This window comes from Burkholderia aenigmatica (genome assembly GCF_048627025.1).
Taxonomy (GTDB): domain Bacteria; phylum Pseudomonadota; class Gammaproteobacteria; order Burkholderiales; family Burkholderiaceae; genus Burkholderia; species Burkholderia aenigmatica.
Genome location: NZ_CP184468.1, coordinates 16,556 through 34,038, shown reverse-complemented (window position 1 = coordinate 34,038; position 17,483 = coordinate 16,556). Strand labels below are relative to the sequence as shown.

Sequence of the window (17,483 nt, the reverse complement as noted above, 5' to 3'; positions counted from 1 at the left end):
TATAGAGAGCGTTTTTGAGGAGCGCAAGCCCTTTCGTGAAAATTTTTTGAATCGGGGTGCGCGGGGGCCGACGATCGATGCTGACTCGCGATGCCGGGATCGTTGGCTTCAGCTGTTCGCATCACAGCAAAACGCGTCGATGCGCTGTGGGGTTATCCACATTGGCCTCTGGATAACCGTCCGATAAGCCTCTGGATTCACAGTGGAACGATTGAGGATATGTCGCCGCGGCTGTGAATCGACGAAAAGTTGTTCTGTGCTCCCCGGAGCTGTTCACGTGCCACACCCAAGGTTATGCATCCTGCTTCCTGTCGAGAATTCATGGGGTTAGGGACGTTATCCACTGTGAGGCACAGGGTTTGTTAACTATCACTACGTATGTATACGAACTCTGTTAACACCTTTGGATAAGCACAGTCCGCCGACTGTGATCCGTGCAGGATATGCACTGCTTGCAGCGATCGGATAAACGAAACGGCAAGCTGTGAGGGCATCGGACGATGCGCGAGCCGCTGTGTCTGTAGAATCGCCGGCATTCAGGATGCGAGGGTCTGGCGCACAGGCTCACGACATGAACGATTCTTCGTTGACCCGGCTCGACGCACTCGAGATCGATACCGTCGTACACCGGTTGCAGCAACACCCGGGCGACATCGTGTTCGAGCAACGCGTGTCGATGCCGGAAGCCGATGTCCTGTGTTGCCGCTACAAAGGCGAGCGATTCAACGTGAAGTTCGATCTCGACTACGGGGTGTTCGTCGATCGGGTCGGGAAGCTGTCTCGACGGGACATCGAAGAGATCGTCAGATGGCTCAGCACAACGTGAGTCGGATGATGAGGGGCACAGGCACATGATTGATTCACTGACTGCACTGCAGCGCTGGTACGCATCGCGCTGCGATGGCGTGTGGGAACACGCGCACGGCATCGAGATCGCCACGCTCGACAATCCGGGATGGGAGGTGAAGCTCAGCGGCGCGTCGTCCGGCAAGGCGATCGATCTGGCGATCGAGCGCGACGAGTCGGACTGGATATCCGTTCGCGCGACCCAGACCGAATTCGCCGGCTATGGCGGCCCGGGCAATTTGCCCGAGCTGCTGGCGCTCGCGGTCGAGTGGATCGACGGGAGCGCGACGAATGACGAAGGGCGAAGCGATCGATGAAGGCGCCTGTCAATGAGATGCTGGTGACGGACATTGCCGGCCACGTTGCGGTGGTCGTGACCGACGCGGAGTCTTCCGTCGATGCGCTGGTCCGGTTGGGCTTCGTCCGGCAAACCGATCGCTGGGAACGCGCGATCGCAGACGATACCGACCGCCGGGCGCTCGTGGCCGCGCTCGTCGAGCTCGATGCGCTGTTCTCCGCGGGCCGCGACTGGAGCCCGCAGGCGCTCGTCGAGTATTACCGGGAGATCGGCGTCGTTCGCAGCGCGTATCGTTCGATCGCATGGCGCGGGCCAGGGCAGGCCATCATCGAACGCCACGAATGTGGCGTGTGATTGATCGACGTTTTCACGACGCGATGAAACCGAAGAAAGAGCAGGGCGACGCGAGCGGCGCTCGCAATGGGAGCAGGTAATGGGATCGAGAGTTTGCCATCGGCACGGCGACAATTCGACAGCGACAACGTCGACGGGCGTTGCCGCACACATCAGGCTGCGCGGGCAGTGTGCGCCCGGCGAGCTCGTGAAGGTCTCGCTCGACCGGCCGAGATACAGCCGGGAGATGTGGATGCTGCGCGCCGAGCTCGACGCACACGAGGTCGATGCGACCTTTGTCGATCGGGTCGCACACGTGAAGGCATTTCCGAAGATCGCGGCGCTGGAGCGCTTGCGCGCGTATGTGTGTCTGGCGTGCCTGGACGAACTGCTGGTGCGCTCCGGCGAGACACCGCATAAACCGACGACGAAGGAGCAGGCGTTCGATACGGCCATCGTCGCGGCGAATGCGAAATGGCCTCGCCATTTCGCGCGATGCGAGCTTCACGGCTTGATCCGGCCGACGCGGGCCTCACCGGATATCGAAACCGCGATTCTGACGATCGACGTGATCCGCGATTGTCACGTCGTGCGGGTGATCGATGCCAGGGGGGAGGGTGAATCCACGTACTGGTTTGACGAAGCGTTTCTGCGCAAGGTGTTCGGGCCGAATATCGACATCGTTGAATCGACGTTCCGGATCGACGATCAGGCCAGGTTCACGACGCTGTGGGACGCCGGTGAGTACGTGTGTCCGGTGTGCCTGCGGGAGGTGTTGAAACGCAGCGGCCTGGGCAACGACCAAACCGACGTGAACGCAACGGCGCAATCATGATGGACAGACAACCGGCACCGTTGCGCGAGGGGCAAGGATGACGGACACGATCTGGCAGGACGACCCGGCTGACCGCCTGACGGACGACGCGGCGCGGCGCAAGATTTTCTGGCTGCTTCAACGCGTGAGCAGCCTGTCGCTCTGGACGCGTAAGCGCGACGCGTTTGCGCGATTCGCGAACGCGTACGAGCATGCCGTGAACACGTGGCCCGATGGCGATCCGGAGGCGATTCAGGACACCCACTTTCCGGCCATCGCCGACATTCTCGCGGTTTACGATCGAGGGCTGACCGAGTTGGCTCGAGGGAACCGGCGTGTCTGGAAGAGCAATGGGCCTTTCGAGGACCTGTTCTGGAAATATCACCATCTGAACGCGTATTTCTACCCTAATCCCGATTACTGGGATCGCGGTGGGCAGATTGCCCCATACCCGCCGAAGATCGACGCGCTGGCCCAACTGCTGCACGCGTCGGAATACCAGATGGACCATGCGCCGTTCGACCCGGGCAATCGATTCGGCGATACGGCAAAGCTGCGTTCGGCCAATCTCCTGCTGTCCCCGGATGCCTATGGGCAAGGCTTCTACACGCTTCCGTATCCGGTGTTTCCGGCGGATCTGCCCGAGATTCCGCAAGCCGTGGGCCCGGTGATCAAGACCGGCCAGAAAGTGCCGTGCGATGGCATCTGGGAGCCAGTCGTCTTCGAGTGGTCGAAGCGGCCGGGTATCCTGCCGATCATCAAGCGCAGTGCGCGCAACGACGGTTGCTTCAATTATTTCATTCGAGGCGTTCGAGCGCCGCACGTCAGGGATGATCTCAGGGGATTGTTGATCCGGGCGCGCTGGCGATTGTTATGGGAAGACCGGCGTTACGTGGACGGCGTCGTCCCCGACGAATCGCAGTATTTCCTGGAGCCGCAACAGGTGCCGCAGACGAGCGCGTGCCCTTGATATTCGGAGAACACCATGAGTAAGCTGAATTTCGGCACGGTCGATCGATGTTCCGTCCGGCTCAATACCGCGACGCTGCTCGGCCTGAAGGCCGCCTATGAGGATTTTGCGAAGACCGGGCAGGACCTGCGCAACTTCGAGATCTGCATCGAGGATGAAAGTGCGGCCAGAGTCGATCCGAAGCCCGAGGACGCCATCATCGGCGTGACGTTCTCGGCGAAGATGCCGCCCGGCATGCGCGGGCTCGGTAACGCGAGTCCGCTCGGGACGTCGATCAAATATGTCGTTTCTCCGGAAACCGGCGAGATCCTCAGGGTTTATCTGACCAAGTGACTTCGGAGGCGGTGAAGGGGGCCGCCTTCGGATGTGGATAACCGCGATACCAAACGACGAGAAACGCTGTGCAAGCAAACGGTGAGCATGCATCCGGACCGCAAGCCGGGCGCGGATCCGGGCGAATTCTGACCGTGACACGCCGATCCGAATGCGCAAGTGCACGACTGGACGGCGGGCTACCGGTTCTACGACGTGGGCACATGCGGAATGTGCATCGCGTTTCATGCGCCTGCCGGCGGCTACGTGTGGACAACCCGCACACCCAATCAGTCGAATCGCTGTGCGCCGAACGGGTGAGCGCCGTGCATTCGACCACATGAATCGGCCCGAACGCCTTGTCTGGCAAGACCTTTCCGGAATGGAACCGATGATGCGGAAAGCTTTTGCGCGATTCGTCGTGATGGAATGCCTTGTGGATATCGAGAAGTCAAAGCACTCGAAGGCCTGTGCATTCAGCGAGTGAGGGTAATCGAATTCGGAGCAGGTGTTCGCGTTATCTCACGGGTTGTGGATATCGCACGCCAAAGCAACCCGAAACGCTGTGCAGGCCGAAGATGGGCGAGGCGACCGATGACCGCGCGCGGTGCCGCCATGATCGATGTGGATATCCTGTTCCGCAGCGACTTGAAACCCTGTGACCCCAAAGGGTGAGGGCACCGAAGGCGCGCCGGTGTGGACAACCGACCAGGAAAGTCAGTCGAAATGCTGTGCAGGCGAGCAGTGAGCGTGAGCAGGCTCAAGCCGGCGAAGCCGCCTCGTTCGAGGCGCTGGCGGCCACCGAGGGCCGCCAGCAGGGCGCGCATTGTACCGCTCAAGTCTGCTGATCGAGCGCCTGCACGACCGCTTTCTCAGCGAGGCTCCCGGCTGGCCCGACCACTGCATAGTTGAGCCCGTTCACCGACCCATACCGTGCCAGCAGCGTGCCATCCATGCGTTGCCCGGCCGGCAGCAGCCGATGTACCGATTCCGCCGGCCGCAGATAGAAGCTCAGCGTCCGCCCGGCTGCGTCCTCATAGAGCACCATTGCAGCCGTGGCCCCGCTGTCCGTCGTGAACAACCGTCCGCCGACCGGCCTGAACCCCGCCGCGCTCAAATCCGGCAGCTTCGCCGATGCGCCTACGCGCCGGGTGAGCCACCCCTGCAAATCTCCCGCACCTGTCGGCCGGTAATCGACCTTCGCCGTCTGATCGACCACCATCATCCGGTAGGCTTCGACCGCATCGCTCATCGGCGCGATGGGCGGCGGCGCGTTCCACCCGCGCGCTTGCCACCCGCCCAACGTCCCCAGCCCGACGCAGAACACGAACGAAGCCGCCATCGCGAACCGCATCCGCGCGCGTTCCACGCGCCGTCCACGAATCGCCGCCGGATCCAGCGCAGGGTTATCCGCCGGCATCCGCACGCTCTCGAGCGCGGCCCGCAACCGCTGCGCATCCTGCTGCCATTGCTTCACCTGTTCCGCGCGCTCCGGATGCAGCGCGAGATAGCGCTCGACCGCGGCGCGTGCGTCGTCGTCGAGCTGGTCGTCGACGTAGGCCTGAAGGTCGTGTTCGTTCGGAGGCGTGTTCATTTCTTCATCAACCGGAGAGAAGGAGCGGGAAGCTCGCCGTCGCTGAGCTGGCGCAGCGCCTGGCGCGCGCGGGAGAGCCGCGACATCACGGTGCCGATCGGCACGTCGAGCAGGCTGGCGACTTCCTGATAGGTGAAGCCCTCGACCGCGACGAGCAGCAGCAGGCTGCGCTGCTCGTCCGAGAGCCGACCGAATGCTTCGAGCGTCGCGCGCGCCGCGAATTCGCGTTCGGCGGACGGCCAGTGCGCTTCGTCGTCGTCGCGGATGCGGCCGAGCAGCCACGCGTAGCGCTTCGCGCTGCGTTTGCCGTCGAGAAACTGCCGATACAGGATCGTGAAGAGCCAGCTGCGCAATGACGCGTCGTCGCGGCGGCTTGTCCAGCGCGACAGCGCGCGCTCGAGCGTCGACTGGACGAGATCGTCGGCCGCGTGGACATCGCGCGCGAGCCAGAGCGCGAAGCGTCGCAGCCTGGGGATGAGTTCGCGCAGCGCGTTGTCGTCGAGGGCGGTGGAGGGCATGGCCGGGCCGGTTGCCGAATGGGTCGAGATGCTGCGTAGGACGCCAGTCGGCGCCGCTTATTCCACCAGCATAGGAAAAAATTTTTCGTGGAATAAAGCGGTGGGGGCGGCGTCCTACGCGGGTTCGACAATGACCTGACGGTCGGGAGCACATTCATGGAGCGATCTTCTTCCTCTTCTTCGCCGCAGCGCGAGCCCGGGCGCGGCGGGTGGCGCTGGGCCGCGATCGGCGGCGCGGTGGCCGGCGTGGCCGTGGCGTTCGGATATGTCGGCGGGTGGTTCGCGCCGGCGCGTCTGACCCCGCACCGGATCGTCGATGCGTTGCAGACGGCCGGCGGCGGTGCTCATCCGGGTTTCCGGCGCAATCACGCGAAGGGCGTATGCGTGACCGGCTACTTCGAAGGCAACGGCGCCGCGAGCGCGTATTCGGTCGCGCCGTTCTTCAAGGCGGTGCGCACGCCGGTGGTCGGGCGCTTCGCGTTGCCGGGCGGGAATCCGTATGCGCCGGACAGCAGCGTGCCGATCCGCAGCCTCGCGCTGAAGCTCACCGCGCCGGACGGCGAACAATGGCGCACCGGGATGAACGCGATGCCCGTGTTTCCGGTTGCGACGCCGCAGGCGTTCTACGCGCAATTGCTGGCAACCCGGCCCGATCCGAAGACGGGCAAGCCCGATTCGGCGAAGGTGAAGGCGTTTTTCGGCGCACACCCGGAGACGGGGGCGTTCCGCGAGTGGGTGAAGGGTGCGAAGCCGAGCGCGAGCTACGTCACCGAAAGTTATTACGGATTGAACGTGTTCTACTTCGTCGATGCGGCCGGCAAGCGCCAGGCGGTGCGGTGGCGCGTCGTGCCGGAGCAGATGGCCGGCGCCGGCGACGTCGCGACGGCGGCGGATCCGAACGTGCTGCAGCAGGACGTGACGCAGCGCATCGCGGCCGGTGCGCAGAAGTGGAAGCTGCTGGTCACCTTGGCGGAGCCTGGCGATCCGGTGGACGACGCGACGAAGGTCTGGCCCGCGCAGCGCACGACGATCGATGCGGGCACGCTCGTGCTCGACCGCGTGGAGGCGCAGGACAGCGGGCCGTGCCGCGATGTGAATTACGACCCGACGGTGCTGCCGCAGGGGATTCAGGTGTCGGGGGATCCGTTGCTGGCGGCGCGGTCGGCGGCCTATGCGGATTCGTATCTGCGCAGGACGAGTGAAGAGGCCGGCGTGGCAGGCGTGGCCCGGTTGAGTGCGGAGGGACGGTGATGAAGGCTTCTACTACGTTTGGTGTGCCGGCGCGGGTGCTGCACTGGGTGATGGCCGCAATGATCATCGCGATGCTGTTCATCGGGGTGGGGATGGTGGCGTCGGTTTCGGAGCGGCATGCGGTCTTGGTGGCGATTCACAAGCCGCTGGGCATCGCCGTGCTGGTGCTCGTGTGCGTGCGGATCGTGGTGCGGGTTCTGTCGAAGCCGCCGGCATTGCCGGAGGATCTGCCGTGGTGGCAGAAGGTTGCCGCGCACGGGTCGCATCTCGTGCTGTATGCGCTGATGCTCGCGATGCCGCTGATCGGTTGGGCGATGCTGTCGGCGGGCGGGTATCCGGTGACGCTGGGCGGTGGTGTGCAGTTGCCGGCGATCGTGGCGGCGGATCCGGTGACGTTCGCGTGGCTCCGGGTCGCGCATCGGGTGCTGGCGTATCTGTTCTTCGCGACGTTCCTCGCGCACTTTGCCGCTGCGCTGTATCACGGGCTGATTCGGCGGGACGGCGTGGTGAGGGCGATGGTGGGGCGGTGAGCGACGGAGGGTTGCGCGTCCGATGCGGCGGGGCTGTTTCCGGGCGACCGAGACTGCTCCCGCCGTGTCGCTTATATATGACCATTGGAGAGGTTCGGCGACCTCCGGCACTGCATGTCAAAATAATTTCACAAAAGGGGTTGCGGAGATGGAAGCGGGTGCTTAGAATCACGCCTCTTTCGCGCTAACGGAAACGCAGCGCGGGAGAAAGAAGGGAAGCGGTGCTGTTGAAGTCGGTTTTAACGACTCCAGTGCACAAGAAATTAAACCGCAGTCGTCGCAACGAAGTAGTTAAAAAAGTTGTTGACGAGTTTGAAAAAACGGTTGATAATCTCGCTTCTCTGCTGCTGAAAACGCAGCGCTGCTGAGAAACACGAAGTTCCTCGCAGAAACGCTCTTTAAAAATTAACAGCCGATAAGTGTGGGCGCTTGATGGAAGCGAGCTGATCCTCGGATCAGATAGCGAAAGTATCAAGAGTCTCACACTAAAGTAAGTCAGGTTTATGAAGCAATTCATATTCCTGTCAGCTTTGAGTGAGCGACCGGTTCTTAACTGAACCGAAAACAGTAACAGGTTTAAACTGAAGAGTTTGATCCTGGCTCAGATTGAACGCTGGCGGCATGCCTTACACATGCAAGTCGAACGGCAGCACGGGTGCTTGCACCTGGTGGCGAGTGGCGAACGGGTGAGTAATACATCGGAACATGTCCTGTAGTGGGGGATAGCCCGGCGAAAGCCGGATTAATACCGCATACGATCTACGGATGAAAGCGGGGGACCTTCGGGCCTCGCGCTATAGGGTTGGCCGATGGCTGATTAGCTAGTTGGTGGGGTAAAGGCCTACCAAGGCGACGATCAGTAGCTGGTCTGAGAGGACGACCAGCCACACTGGGACTGAGACACGGCCCAGACTCCTACGGGAGGCAGCAGTGGGGAATTTTGGACAATGGGCGAAAGCCTGATCCAGCAATGCCGCGTGTGTGAAGAAGGCCTTCGGGTTGTAAAGCACTTTTGTCCGGAAAGAAATCCTTGGCTCTAATACAGTCGGGGGATGACGGTACCGGAAGAATAAGCACCGGCTAACTACGTGCCAGCAGCCGCGGTAATACGTAGGGTGCGAGCGTTAATCGGAATTACTGGGCGTAAAGCGTGCGCAGGCGGTTTGCTAAGACCGATGTGAAATCCCCGGGCTCAACCTGGGAACTGCATTGGTGACTGGCAGGCTAGAGTATGGCAGAGGGGGGTAGAATTCCACGTGTAGCAGTGAAATGCGTAGAGATGTGGAGGAATACCGATGGCGAAGGCAGCCCCCTGGGCCAATACTGACGCTCATGCACGAAAGCGTGGGGAGCAAACAGGATTAGATACCCTGGTAGTCCACGCCCTAAACGATGTCAACTAGTTGTTGGGGATTCATTTCCTTAGTAACGTAGCTAACGCGTGAAGTTGACCGCCTGGGGAGTACGGTCGCAAGATTAAAACTCAAAGGAATTGACGGGGACCCGCACAAGCGGTGGATGATGTGGATTAATTCGATGCAACGCGAAAAACCTTACCTACCCTTGACATGGTCGGAATCCCGCTGAGAGGTGGGAGTGCTCGAAAGAGAACCGGCGCACAGGTGCTGCATGGCTGTCGTCAGCTCGTGTCGTGAGATGTTGGGTTAAGTCCCGCAACGAGCGCAACCCTTGTCCTTAGTTGCTACGCAAGAGCACTCTAAGGAGACTGCCGGTGACAAACCGGAGGAAGGTGGGGATGACGTCAAGTCCTCATGGCCCTTATGGGTAGGGCTTCACACGTCATACAATGGTCGGAACAGAGGGTTGCCAACCCGCGAGGGGGAGCTAATCCCAGAAAACCGATCGTAGTCCGGATTGCACTCTGCAACTCGAGTGCATGAAGCTGGAATCGCTAGTAATCGCGGATCAGCATGCCGCGGTGAATACGTTCCCGGGTCTTGTACACACCGCCCGTCACACCATGGGAGTGGGTTTTACCAGAAGTGGCTAGTCTAACCGCAAGGAGGACGGTCACCACGGTAGGATTCATGACTGGGGTGAAGTCGTAACAAGGTAGCCGTATCGGAAGGTGCGGCTGGATCACCTCCTTTCCAGAGCTTCTCGCAAAATTGAGCGCTCACGCTTATCGGCTGTTGATAAAGACAGACTAGCTGTCTGCGGTTAAACCGGTTATAATACCGGCCGCTTTCAATAATCTTCAATGACAAACATTCGAATGAAGTTTGGTTCGAGTTTTTCTCATTGGCGATTGAGCCAGTCAGAGCGGTACGAAAGTATCGGCTGTCGTTCTTTAACAATCTGGAAGAAGTAAGTAATTTGGATAGCGGAAGCGTCTATGAGATGGACGTGAAAACTATCCGGGTTGTGATTGTATCGATGTATCTCAAGATGATTCGTAAACTACTCCCTTCGGGAGTGGGGCCAGAGTAAGCGCTAAAGCGCTAACTCTAGCCGACATCAATTGGAATACGGCACAAATGCGAGAACTCAACCTGTAGCGACTGTCGATGAGACAGACTCGTTATAGGGTCAAGCGAACAAGTGCATGTGGTGGATGCCTTGGCGATCACAGGCGATGAAGGACGCGGTAGCCTGCGAAAAGCTACGGGGAGCTGGCAAACAAGCTTTGATCCGTAGATGTCCGAATGGGGAAACCCACTCCTTTTGGAGTATCCATGGCTGAATACATAGGCCATGTGAAGCGAACGCGGTGAACTGAAACATCTAAGTAACCGCAGGAAAAGAAATCAACCGAGATTCCCAAAGTAGTGGCGAGCGAAATGGGATGAGCCTTGCACTCTTTATTTGTATTGTTAGCCGAACGCTCTGGAAAGTGCGGCCATAGCGGGTGATAGCCCCGTAGGCGAAAACAGTATGAAAGAACTAGGTGTGCGACAAGTAGGGCGGGACACGTGAAATCCTGTCTGAAGATGGGGGGACCATCCTCCAAGGCTAAATACTCGTGATCGACCGATAGTGAACCAGTACCGTGAGGGAAAGGTGAAAAGAACCCCGGGAGGGGAGTGAAATAGATCCTGAAACCGCATGCATACAAACAGTCGGAGCCTGGAAACGGGTGACGGCGTACCTTTTGTATAATGGGTCAGCGACTTACGTTCAGTAGCAAGCTTAACCGTATAGGGCAGGCGTAGCGAAAGCGAGTCCGAATAGGGCGTTCAGTTGCTGGGCGTAGACCCGAAACCAAGTGATCTATCCATGGCCAGGATGAAGGTGCGGTAACACGTACTGGAGGTCCGAACCCACTAACGTTGAAAAGTTAGGGGATGAGCTGTGGATAGGGGTGAAAGGCTAAACAAACTTGGAAATAGCTGGTTCTCTCCGAAAACTATTTAGGTAGTGCCTCGTGTCTCACCTTCGGGGGTAGAGCACTGTCATGGTTGGGGGGTCTATTGCAGATTACCCCGCCATAGCAAACTCCGAATACCGAAGAGTGCAATCACGGGAGACAGACATCGGGTGCTAACGTCCGGTGTCAAGAGGGAAACAACCCAGACCGCCAGCTAAGGTCCCCAAATATAGCTAAGTGGGAAACGAAGTGGGAAGGCTAAAACAGTCAGGAGGTTGGCTTAGAAGCAGCCACCCTTTAAAGAAAGCGTAATAGCTCACTGATCGAGTCGTCCTGCGCGGAAGATGTAACGGGGCTAAGCTATATACCGAAGCTGCGGATGCGTGCTTTGCACGCATGGTAGGAGAGCGTTCCGTAAGCCTGCGAAGGTGCGTTGAAAAGCGTGCTGGAGGTATCGGAAGTGCGAATGCTGACATGAGTAGCGATAAAGGGGGTGAAAGGCCCCCTCGCCGTAAGCCCAAGGTTTCCTACGCAACGTTCATCGGCGTAGGGTGAGTCGGCCCCTAAGGCGAGGCAGAAATGCGTAGCTGATGGGAAGCAGGTCAATATTCCTGCACCATTGTTAGATGCGATGGGGGGACGGATCGCGGAAGGTTGTCCGGGTGTTGGAAGTCCCGGTCGCTGCATTGGAGAAGGCGCTTAGGCAAATCCGGGCGCGGAATTCAAGGGTGTGGCGCGAGCTCCTTAGGGAGCGAAGCAATTGGAAGTGGTTCCAAGAAAAGCCTCTAAGCTTCAGTCTAACGATGACCGTACCGCAAACCGACACAGGTGGGCGAGATGAGTATTCTAAGGCGCTTGAGAGAACTCGGGAGAAGGAACTCGGCAAATTGGTACCGTAACTTCGGGATAAGGTACGCCCTTGTAGCTTGATGCCCCTGCGGGCAAAGGGTGAAGGGGTTGCAATAAACTGGTGGCTGCGACTGTTTAATAAAAACACAGCACTCTGCAAACACGAAAGTGGACGTATAGGGTGTGACGCCTGCCCGGTGCCGGAAGATTAAATGATGGGGTGCAAGCTCTTGATTGAAGTCCCGGTAAACGGCGGCCGTAACTATAACGGTCCTAAGGTAGCGAAATTCCTTGTCGGGTAAGTTCCGACCTGCACGAATGGCGTAACGATGGCCACACTGTCTCCTCCCGAGACTCAGCGAAGTTGAAGTGTTTGTGATGATGCAATCTACCCGCGGCTAGACGGAAAGACCCCATGAACCTTTACTGTAGCTTTGCATTGGACTTTGAACCGATCTGTGTAGGATAGGTGGGAGGCTATGAAACCGGAACGCTAGTTTCGGTGGAGCCGTCCTTGAAATACCACCCTGGTTTGTTTGAGGTTCTAACCTTGGCCCGTGATCCGGGTCGGGGACAGTGCATGGTAGGCAGTTTGACTGGGGCGGTCTCCTCCCAAAGCGTAACGGAGGAGTACGAAGGTACGCTAGGTACGGTCGGAAATCGTGCTGATAGTGCAATGGCATAAGCGTGCTTAACTGCGAGACCGACAAGTCGAGCAGGTGCGAAAGCAGGTCATAGTGATCCGGTGGTTCTGTATGGAAGGGCCATCGCTCAACGGATAAAAGGTACTCTGGGGATAACAGGCTGATACCGCCCAAGAGTTCATATCGACGGCGGTGTTTGGCACCTCGATGTCGGCTCATCTCATCCTGGGGCTGTAGCCGGTCCCAAGGGTATGGCTGTTCGCCATTTAAAGAGGTACGTGAGCTGGGTTTAAAACGTCGTGAGACAGTTTGGTCCCTATCTGCCGTGGGCGTTGGATATTTGAAGGGGGCTGCTCCTAGTACGAGAGGACCGGAGTGGACGAACCTCTGGTGTACCGGTTGTCACGCCAGTGGCATCGCCGGGTAGCTATGTTCGGAAGAGATAACCGCTGAAAGCATCTAAGCGGGAAACTCGCCTTAAGATGAGATATCCCTGGGGACTAGATCCCCTTGAAGGGTCGTTCGAGACCAGGACGTTGATAGGTCAGGTGTGTAAGCGCAGTAATGCGTTCAGCTAACTGATACTAATTGCCCGTAAGGCTTGATCCTATAACAAGTCTGTCTCACGCTGAATACAGCGCGTCGGACTGGTTGGATTCTCGTGTGTGATACACACAACTCAAAATTACTGCTTCTTCCAAGATTGGTTGTGCTGCGAAGCCAGCACAACAACCCTCTTTGCCTGATGACCATAGCGAGTCGGTCCCACCCCTTCCCATCCCGAACAGGACCGTGAAACGACTCTACGCCGATGATAGTGCGGATTCCCGTGTGAAAGTAGGTAATCGTCAGGCTCCCTAAGCCAGAAACCCCCGCCCGAAAGGCGGGGGTTTTTGCATTTCGGCGACGGAAATGTGTGTTGAGTACTCGGCATCGATGCTTGTCGTGCTGCATGCGCTGATGCTTGCGATTCCGTCGAATGCCGAGAGAGCGGAACGCAACTTTTCGTCTGTTGTGACGGTTGTTGACGTTACTTGCAGCGCCGCCGCGGACCATTTGCATCAAGGCGCGCGCCGAAGTGTTTCAGGCCAAGCCATCACCAGTCAACATAGCGGCGCAAAGGGGCCAGCGCTGCGCGTTCCAGCTCCTCTTCCTCTTCTTGAGCAGCTGCCCCATAGGGCTGCTCTCGCCAGTTCAGCGCGTTGTAGTCGGGCGTGATGATGACCCTTCGGGACTCAAAGTTGAACCGAAGATAGACGCGATCACCCGGCTTGAATCCGAACATCTCGAAATGCGCGTCGATGGCGCGCATCCATGGCATGTACGGTTGGCCTTCCTGGGGAAGGTCAGGCTTGTTGCCGAGGGTCAGCTCAACCTTGGGATACTGTTTGAGCTTCTTGGGACGTGACTTACTATAGGCGTTAGCCATATTCCGACTCCGGTATTGAGTTGGTTGTGGTCAGCGGGTCGTATGGGTGGCAGCCCATGCGGCCCGCGCTTTTTGCGGTGAGGCAAATTCAGTTTAGAAGAGGGATGTTCGTGGAGGGAGTTAGCTGAACGGTATAGTCGTCCCATGAAGATGTCTACTTGACCGCAGGTTTTGCCGTTGACATGAAGCGCTTCGTGGCCGAGATATCAGTTGAGTTGCGTGAACGGCAGGTTGCTGCTCTACACGATGGCGCTGCGCCCGTAGCGTTTGGCGGCGACGTTGAAGGGCTAGCTTGCCTCCTAACGTCCAAGTGGAAAATAGCCGATTTCGCTATTGACCAACAGCCTCGGTCCGCCGAGCGCGCGATAGAAGAACTCCTGCAAGCAGGTCTGTTGACGTGCTGTCGTCAGTTGCATCTTCAGGTCTGATACCGTGATGGGCCGAGTCTTGATGCTCGCTAGCGTTGCCCGATAGGCCTGCGCTTCGCAATGTGCGTCTTGCGACACCTGATGATCCAAGCAGGGATATGTTTTCGGTTCGCTCGATAAACGCGAGGCTGGCCAGCTCCCGTAACTGCGCGCGAGGCGTACCACTGGCGAAGCCGAAGTCGCATTGCTCGAAGGTCCTGATGCTTGGCAACGATGCGAGCTTCGTGAGCGTCTGGCGCTAGGCTCCGAGTTCAACCATAGCAGATGCTTCAGGGGGCGGCCTGACTCGCATCGGTAGTAGTGGGGTGGGCAAGCGGGCCCGATCACCCGCGATACGGTCGAGCTTCAGCTGTGCGCACAGGCAGGCATTCCGTTCGTACAGGAAACTCACGCGTAGACTTCCAGCAGTGCGGTACACGCTGCCAGCGGATGCTGCAGGCATCGGCGCTAACACCCATTCGAGTCTGGCAGATTAGACGCCGGACGAGGCATATTTCGCACGCTGCTTGCGATCAAATCGGCAGCATGATCGTCCCGGACATTCCACTCAAAAAACTCTGAAAACTGTCCGAACGAGCGAGGCCGCCTCTGACGGGCATATGCATTGGGCAGGGTGATACGCCCGGAGCACTCTATGCATCTTGACCAACCGAAACGATAGCATCAAGGAGTTCGGCTCTTTGGCATCGAAAGCAGCCTACTGCTGATAGACATACGTTTGTTTGGTAACATACAAACATCTCGAATGTGGTAGAGCCTATGGCTGAGAATTTTTCCTATGTTTTCCCGGCAATACGGGGCGTGCAGGCCGGTCGTGAGTACTACGTCTCGATGTGCCCGCTTCGCCTGCTGCCACGTTTGTTTACATTCGATGAAGAAGAACTGGTGCCAGAGTTGCGTGCGCAGCGGACGCTGAACAAGGCGCGGATTCCCGATATCGCACGATACATCGTCGCGAACAAAGCCAGCTATACGTTTTCGGCCATCACAGTATCCATTGACGGCTCGATCCAGTTCGAACCTGTCGGTCCTGATGGCCCTGCCAAATTCCGGATGGGATCATTGACCGTGTCGATGGATGCGAAATTTATTGTCAATGACGGACAACATCGGCGAGCAGCCATTTTGCAAGCGCTGGAGGCGGCACCTGAACTTGGGGAGGAGACCATTGCGGTCGTCTTCTTCCTGGACCGAGGCCTGGAGCGCTGCCAGCAAATGTTTGCGGATCTGAATCGGTACGCTGTCAAGCCATCGGCCTCCATCGGCGTTCTCTACGACCATCGCAGCGTGGCTGCCAGTTTGGCGAGGCACATGAGTCTCACATCCTCGGTGTTCAAGAATTTGATTGAAACCGAGAGATCCTCGCTTTCGCCAAGGTCTCGCAAGTTGTTCACGTTGAGTGCGATCAATTTCGCGAACACCGAACTTTTGCTTGAAAAGGAGCTGGAGGACTTTGGTAGCGCGAGCGAGAAATGCCTAGAGTTCTGGGAGTCCGTGGGCGCGCAGATTCCAGAATGGAACTATGTCCGGCAGGCGAAAATGACTTCCGGGGAGGTGCGGCGCGACTTCATTCACTCGCACGCCATAGTGCTGCAGGCGCTCGGGCGAGCGGGACGCTCGCTGTACCAGCTTTCCTCCAGTGAGCGCATGAAGCGAATCAAGCGACTGCGCTCCGTGGACTGGTCGAGACAGAATGTCGCCACATGGGAGGGGCGCGCCATGATAGGAGGGGCCATGGCTAAATCCGGCCAGAACATTACATTGACCTGTAACGAGATCAAGCGCGTACTGGGCCTAGGCCACACGGCAGAGGAAAATGTGGCCGAAGCTGCGTTGCAGGCTTCTCGCAGCCCGCAACGAGGCGCATACCGCAAGGCGAAGAAATGAGCATGTCTCCAGAACAAATCGAGGACGAACTGCGCGAGCTGTATTTGTCCGATGCGATCCCTTGGATCGTTGGTTATAGCGGGGGCAAAGACTCAACAGCATCTTTGCAGTTGCTGTGGACCGCCATCGCGTCGTTGCCGAAGGCACGGCGTACCAAGCCCATTCATGTAATCAGCACCGATACCCTGGTCGAGAATCCGATCATTGCGGGATGGGTCGAGGTGTCGCTGCAGCGGATTAACCTGGCCGCAATTCAACAGGAGTTACCCATTACGGCGCATCGACTCACGCCGTCTCTAGAGAATCGTTTTTGGGTCAACTTAATTGGGAAGGGCTATCCGGCGCCGCGCCCCAAATTCAGGTGGTGCACCGACCGATTAAAGATCAGCGCGTCGACGAAGTTCATTCAAGAGCTTTCTGAGAACCATGGTGAAGCCATTTTGATCCTTGGGCAACGACGTGGTGAGAGTCAGGCTCGCGACAAGGTGATGGACCAGTACAAGACGAGCACGCGAGCACGCCTTAGCAAGAATAAGGATCCGCGCCTCTCTCGAGTCTGGGTTTATCCACCTATCGAAAGCTGGACGAGTGATGACGTTTGGGAGTATCTGATCACGCAGCCGAATCCATGGGGCATCAGCAATCAGGAGCTGTTCAGCATCTACCGGGGTGCTACGCCCGATGCTGAGTGTCCTATAGTCGTGGACACGTCCTCGCCAAGTTGCGGCGACAGCCGATTTGGCTGCTACGTCTGCACGATGGTCACGCAGGACAAGTCCATGCAGGCGATGATCCAGAACGATGAGCAGAAGCAGTGGATGCAACCCATCCTCGATTTCCGCAACAATAATCTGGCAGGGGAGGATCGCGCCGTTCGAGATTTCCGCCGCATGAACGGGCGACTGACGGTGTTCCGAGATGGGCTGGTGCATGGTCCTTACACGCAGGCACACCGCGCAAAGCTGTTGCGCGAATTGCTGCAGACACAGCGAGTCGTCCGCAACGCAGACAAGGAGCACGGCACCCAGTTGATCGAGCTAATCTCCATGGACGAGCTTGAAGAGATCCGGCGACTTTGGGTGGAGGAAAAGGGCGAGATTGAAGACTTGCTTCCCACAATCTATGCAGAGGTATTTGGTACTCCATATTTAGGCAGGAGCCTAGAGCAATCGCCACTCGACGCATCAGATCTGAAGCTGCTCGAACTAGCGGCCGACGAGGTTGATCCGGAGGCATCGCAAGAGCTGTACAAACTCACCCGCAGTCTGCTAGCTGTTCAATTCCGGACGATGGAGTCCCACAAGCGCTCCAAGCACCTAGACAGCCTGGAAGAAGTGCTGCGGCACTACGCCTTCCGCAATGAAAATGAAGCTTTTGAATTCGCGATTTCCAGCATGTCAACCTCAACCCAAGATGGGGATGATTTGGACGCTACCGCAGTGATTGCATGAT

General features: G+C 58.3%; 14 protein-coding genes, 3 rRNA genes and 1 pseudogene. 14 read left to right on the top strand and 4 right to left on the bottom strand.

What is annotated here, in order from left to right:
- Positions 1-571 precede the first annotated feature (571 nt).
- The 6 genes from ACN8ZM_RS00155 to ACN8ZM_RS00130 all read left to right on the top strand — a co-directional run bounded on the left by ACN8ZM_RS00155 (position 572) and on the right by ACN8ZM_RS00130 (position 3,594).
- A complete protein-coding gene (locus tag ACN8ZM_RS00155) occupies positions 572-826 on the top strand; it encodes a hypothetical protein (protein ID WP_089449605.1) in 255 nt (84 codons plus the stop codon).
- Between the two features lie 25 nt (positions 827-851).
- Entirely contained in the window at positions 852-1,163 is a 312-nt protein-coding gene (locus ACN8ZM_RS00150; protein WP_043184793.1) for an immunity 53 family protein, read from the top strand.
- Positions 1,164-1,180: 17 nt separating this feature from the next.
- Positions 1,181-1,498 carry a hypothetical protein gene (locus tag ACN8ZM_RS00145; RefSeq protein ID WP_420210961.1) on the top strand — a complete coding sequence of 106 codons (318 nt, stop codon included), beginning with the start codon at positions 1,181-1,183 and terminating at the stop codon, positions 1,496-1,498.
- 187 nt (positions 1,499-1,685) lie between these two features.
- Complete coding sequence (locus ACN8ZM_RS00140) at positions 1,686-2,312, top strand: hypothetical protein (protein ID WP_420210370.1); 627 nt, start codon at positions 1,686-1,688, stop codon at positions 2,310-2,312.
- A 37-nt stretch (positions 2,313-2,349) separates the two neighbouring features.
- Positions 2,350-3,261, top strand: coding sequence for an Imm72 family immunity protein (locus ACN8ZM_RS00135; RefSeq protein ID WP_420210369.1), 912 nt, complete (start codon positions 2,350-2,352; stop codon positions 3,259-3,261).
- Positions 3,262-3,276: 15 nt separating this feature from the next.
- Complete coding sequence (locus tag ACN8ZM_RS00130) at positions 3,277-3,594, top strand: hypothetical protein (RefSeq protein ID WP_043184788.1); 318 nt, start codon at positions 3,277-3,279, stop codon at positions 3,592-3,594.
- Positions 3,595-4,408: 814 nt separating this feature from the next.
- Here the strand turns inward: ACN8ZM_RS00130 and ACN8ZM_RS00125 are convergent.
- Both ACN8ZM_RS00125 and ACN8ZM_RS00120 read right to left on the bottom strand, forming a co-directional pair.
- A complete protein-coding gene (locus tag ACN8ZM_RS00125) occupies positions 4,409-5,167 on the bottom strand; it encodes an anti-sigma factor family protein (protein ID WP_420210368.1) in 759 nt (252 codons plus the stop codon).
- On the bottom strand, positions 5,164-5,685 hold the full coding sequence (locus tag ACN8ZM_RS00120; protein ID WP_420210367.1) for a sigma-70 family RNA polymerase sigma factor: 522 nt from the start codon (positions 5,683-5,685) through the stop codon (positions 5,164-5,166). The genes ACN8ZM_RS00125 and ACN8ZM_RS00120 overlap by 4 nt, the downstream gene beginning before the upstream one ends.
- A 156-nt stretch (positions 5,686-5,841) precedes the next feature.
- On the opposite strand from ACN8ZM_RS00120, the gene ACN8ZM_RS00115 reads away from it, so the two are divergent.
- The 6 genes from ACN8ZM_RS00115 to rrf all read left to right on the top strand — a co-directional run bounded on the left by ACN8ZM_RS00115 (position 5,842) and on the right by rrf (position 13,141).
- A complete protein-coding gene (locus ACN8ZM_RS00115; RefSeq protein ID WP_420210366.1) occupies positions 5,842-6,936 on the top strand; it encodes a catalase family peroxidase in 1,095 nt (364 codons plus the stop codon).
- A complete protein-coding gene (locus tag ACN8ZM_RS00110) occupies positions 6,936-7,466 on the top strand; it encodes a cytochrome b (RefSeq protein WP_175026057.1) in 531 nt (176 codons plus the stop codon). The genes ACN8ZM_RS00115 and ACN8ZM_RS00110 overlap by 1 nt, the downstream gene beginning before the upstream one ends.
- Before the next feature lie 221 nt (positions 7,467-7,687).
- On the top strand, positions 7,688-7,834 hold the full coding sequence (locus tag ACN8ZM_RS00105; RefSeq protein WP_155291967.1) for a hypothetical protein: 147 nt from the start codon (positions 7,688-7,690) through the stop codon (positions 7,832-7,834).
- Positions 7,835-8,044: 210 nt separating this feature from the next.
- A 16S ribosomal RNA gene (locus ACN8ZM_RS00100) occupies positions 8,045-9,577 on the top strand.
- A gap of 437 nt (positions 9,578-10,014) precedes the next feature.
- Positions 10,015-12,896 (top strand): 23S ribosomal RNA (locus ACN8ZM_RS00095).
- Positions 12,897-13,028: 132 nt separating this feature from the next.
- Positions 13,029-13,141, top strand: a 5S ribosomal RNA gene (gene rrf / locus ACN8ZM_RS00090).
- The 16S, 23S and 5S rRNA genes sit together here, the layout of an rRNA operon.
- A 242-nt stretch (positions 13,142-13,383) precedes the next feature.
- On the opposite strand, the gene ACN8ZM_RS00085 is transcribed toward rrf, so the two are convergent.
- Both ACN8ZM_RS00085 and ACN8ZM_RS00080 read right to left on the bottom strand, forming a co-directional pair.
- The gene (locus ACN8ZM_RS00085; protein WP_043184782.1) at positions 13,384-13,716 is read right to left on the bottom strand and encodes a hypothetical protein; all 333 of its coding nucleotides are present in this window, start codon (positions 13,714-13,716) and stop codon (positions 13,384-13,386) included.
- A 242-nt stretch (positions 13,717-13,958) separates the two neighbouring features.
- Positions 13,959-14,382, bottom strand: a pseudogene (locus ACN8ZM_RS00080) (ATP-binding protein); the annotation flags it as partial.
- Between the two features lie 521 nt (positions 14,383-14,903).
- Here ACN8ZM_RS00080 and dndB point away from each other — a divergent pair.
- Complete coding sequence (gene dndB / locus ACN8ZM_RS00075; RefSeq protein ID WP_420210365.1) at positions 14,904-16,031, top strand: DNA sulfur modification protein DndB; 1,128 nt, start codon at positions 14,904-14,906, stop codon at positions 16,029-16,031.
- Positions 16,032-16,033: 2 nt separating this feature from the next.
- Positions 16,034-17,482: a DNA phosphorothioation system sulfurtransferase DndC gene (gene dndC, locus ACN8ZM_RS00070; RefSeq protein ID WP_420210364.1), complete on the top strand. Its 1,449-nt coding sequence runs from the start codon at positions 16,034-16,036 to the stop codon at positions 17,480-17,482.
- Position 17,483 lies beyond the last annotated feature (1 nt).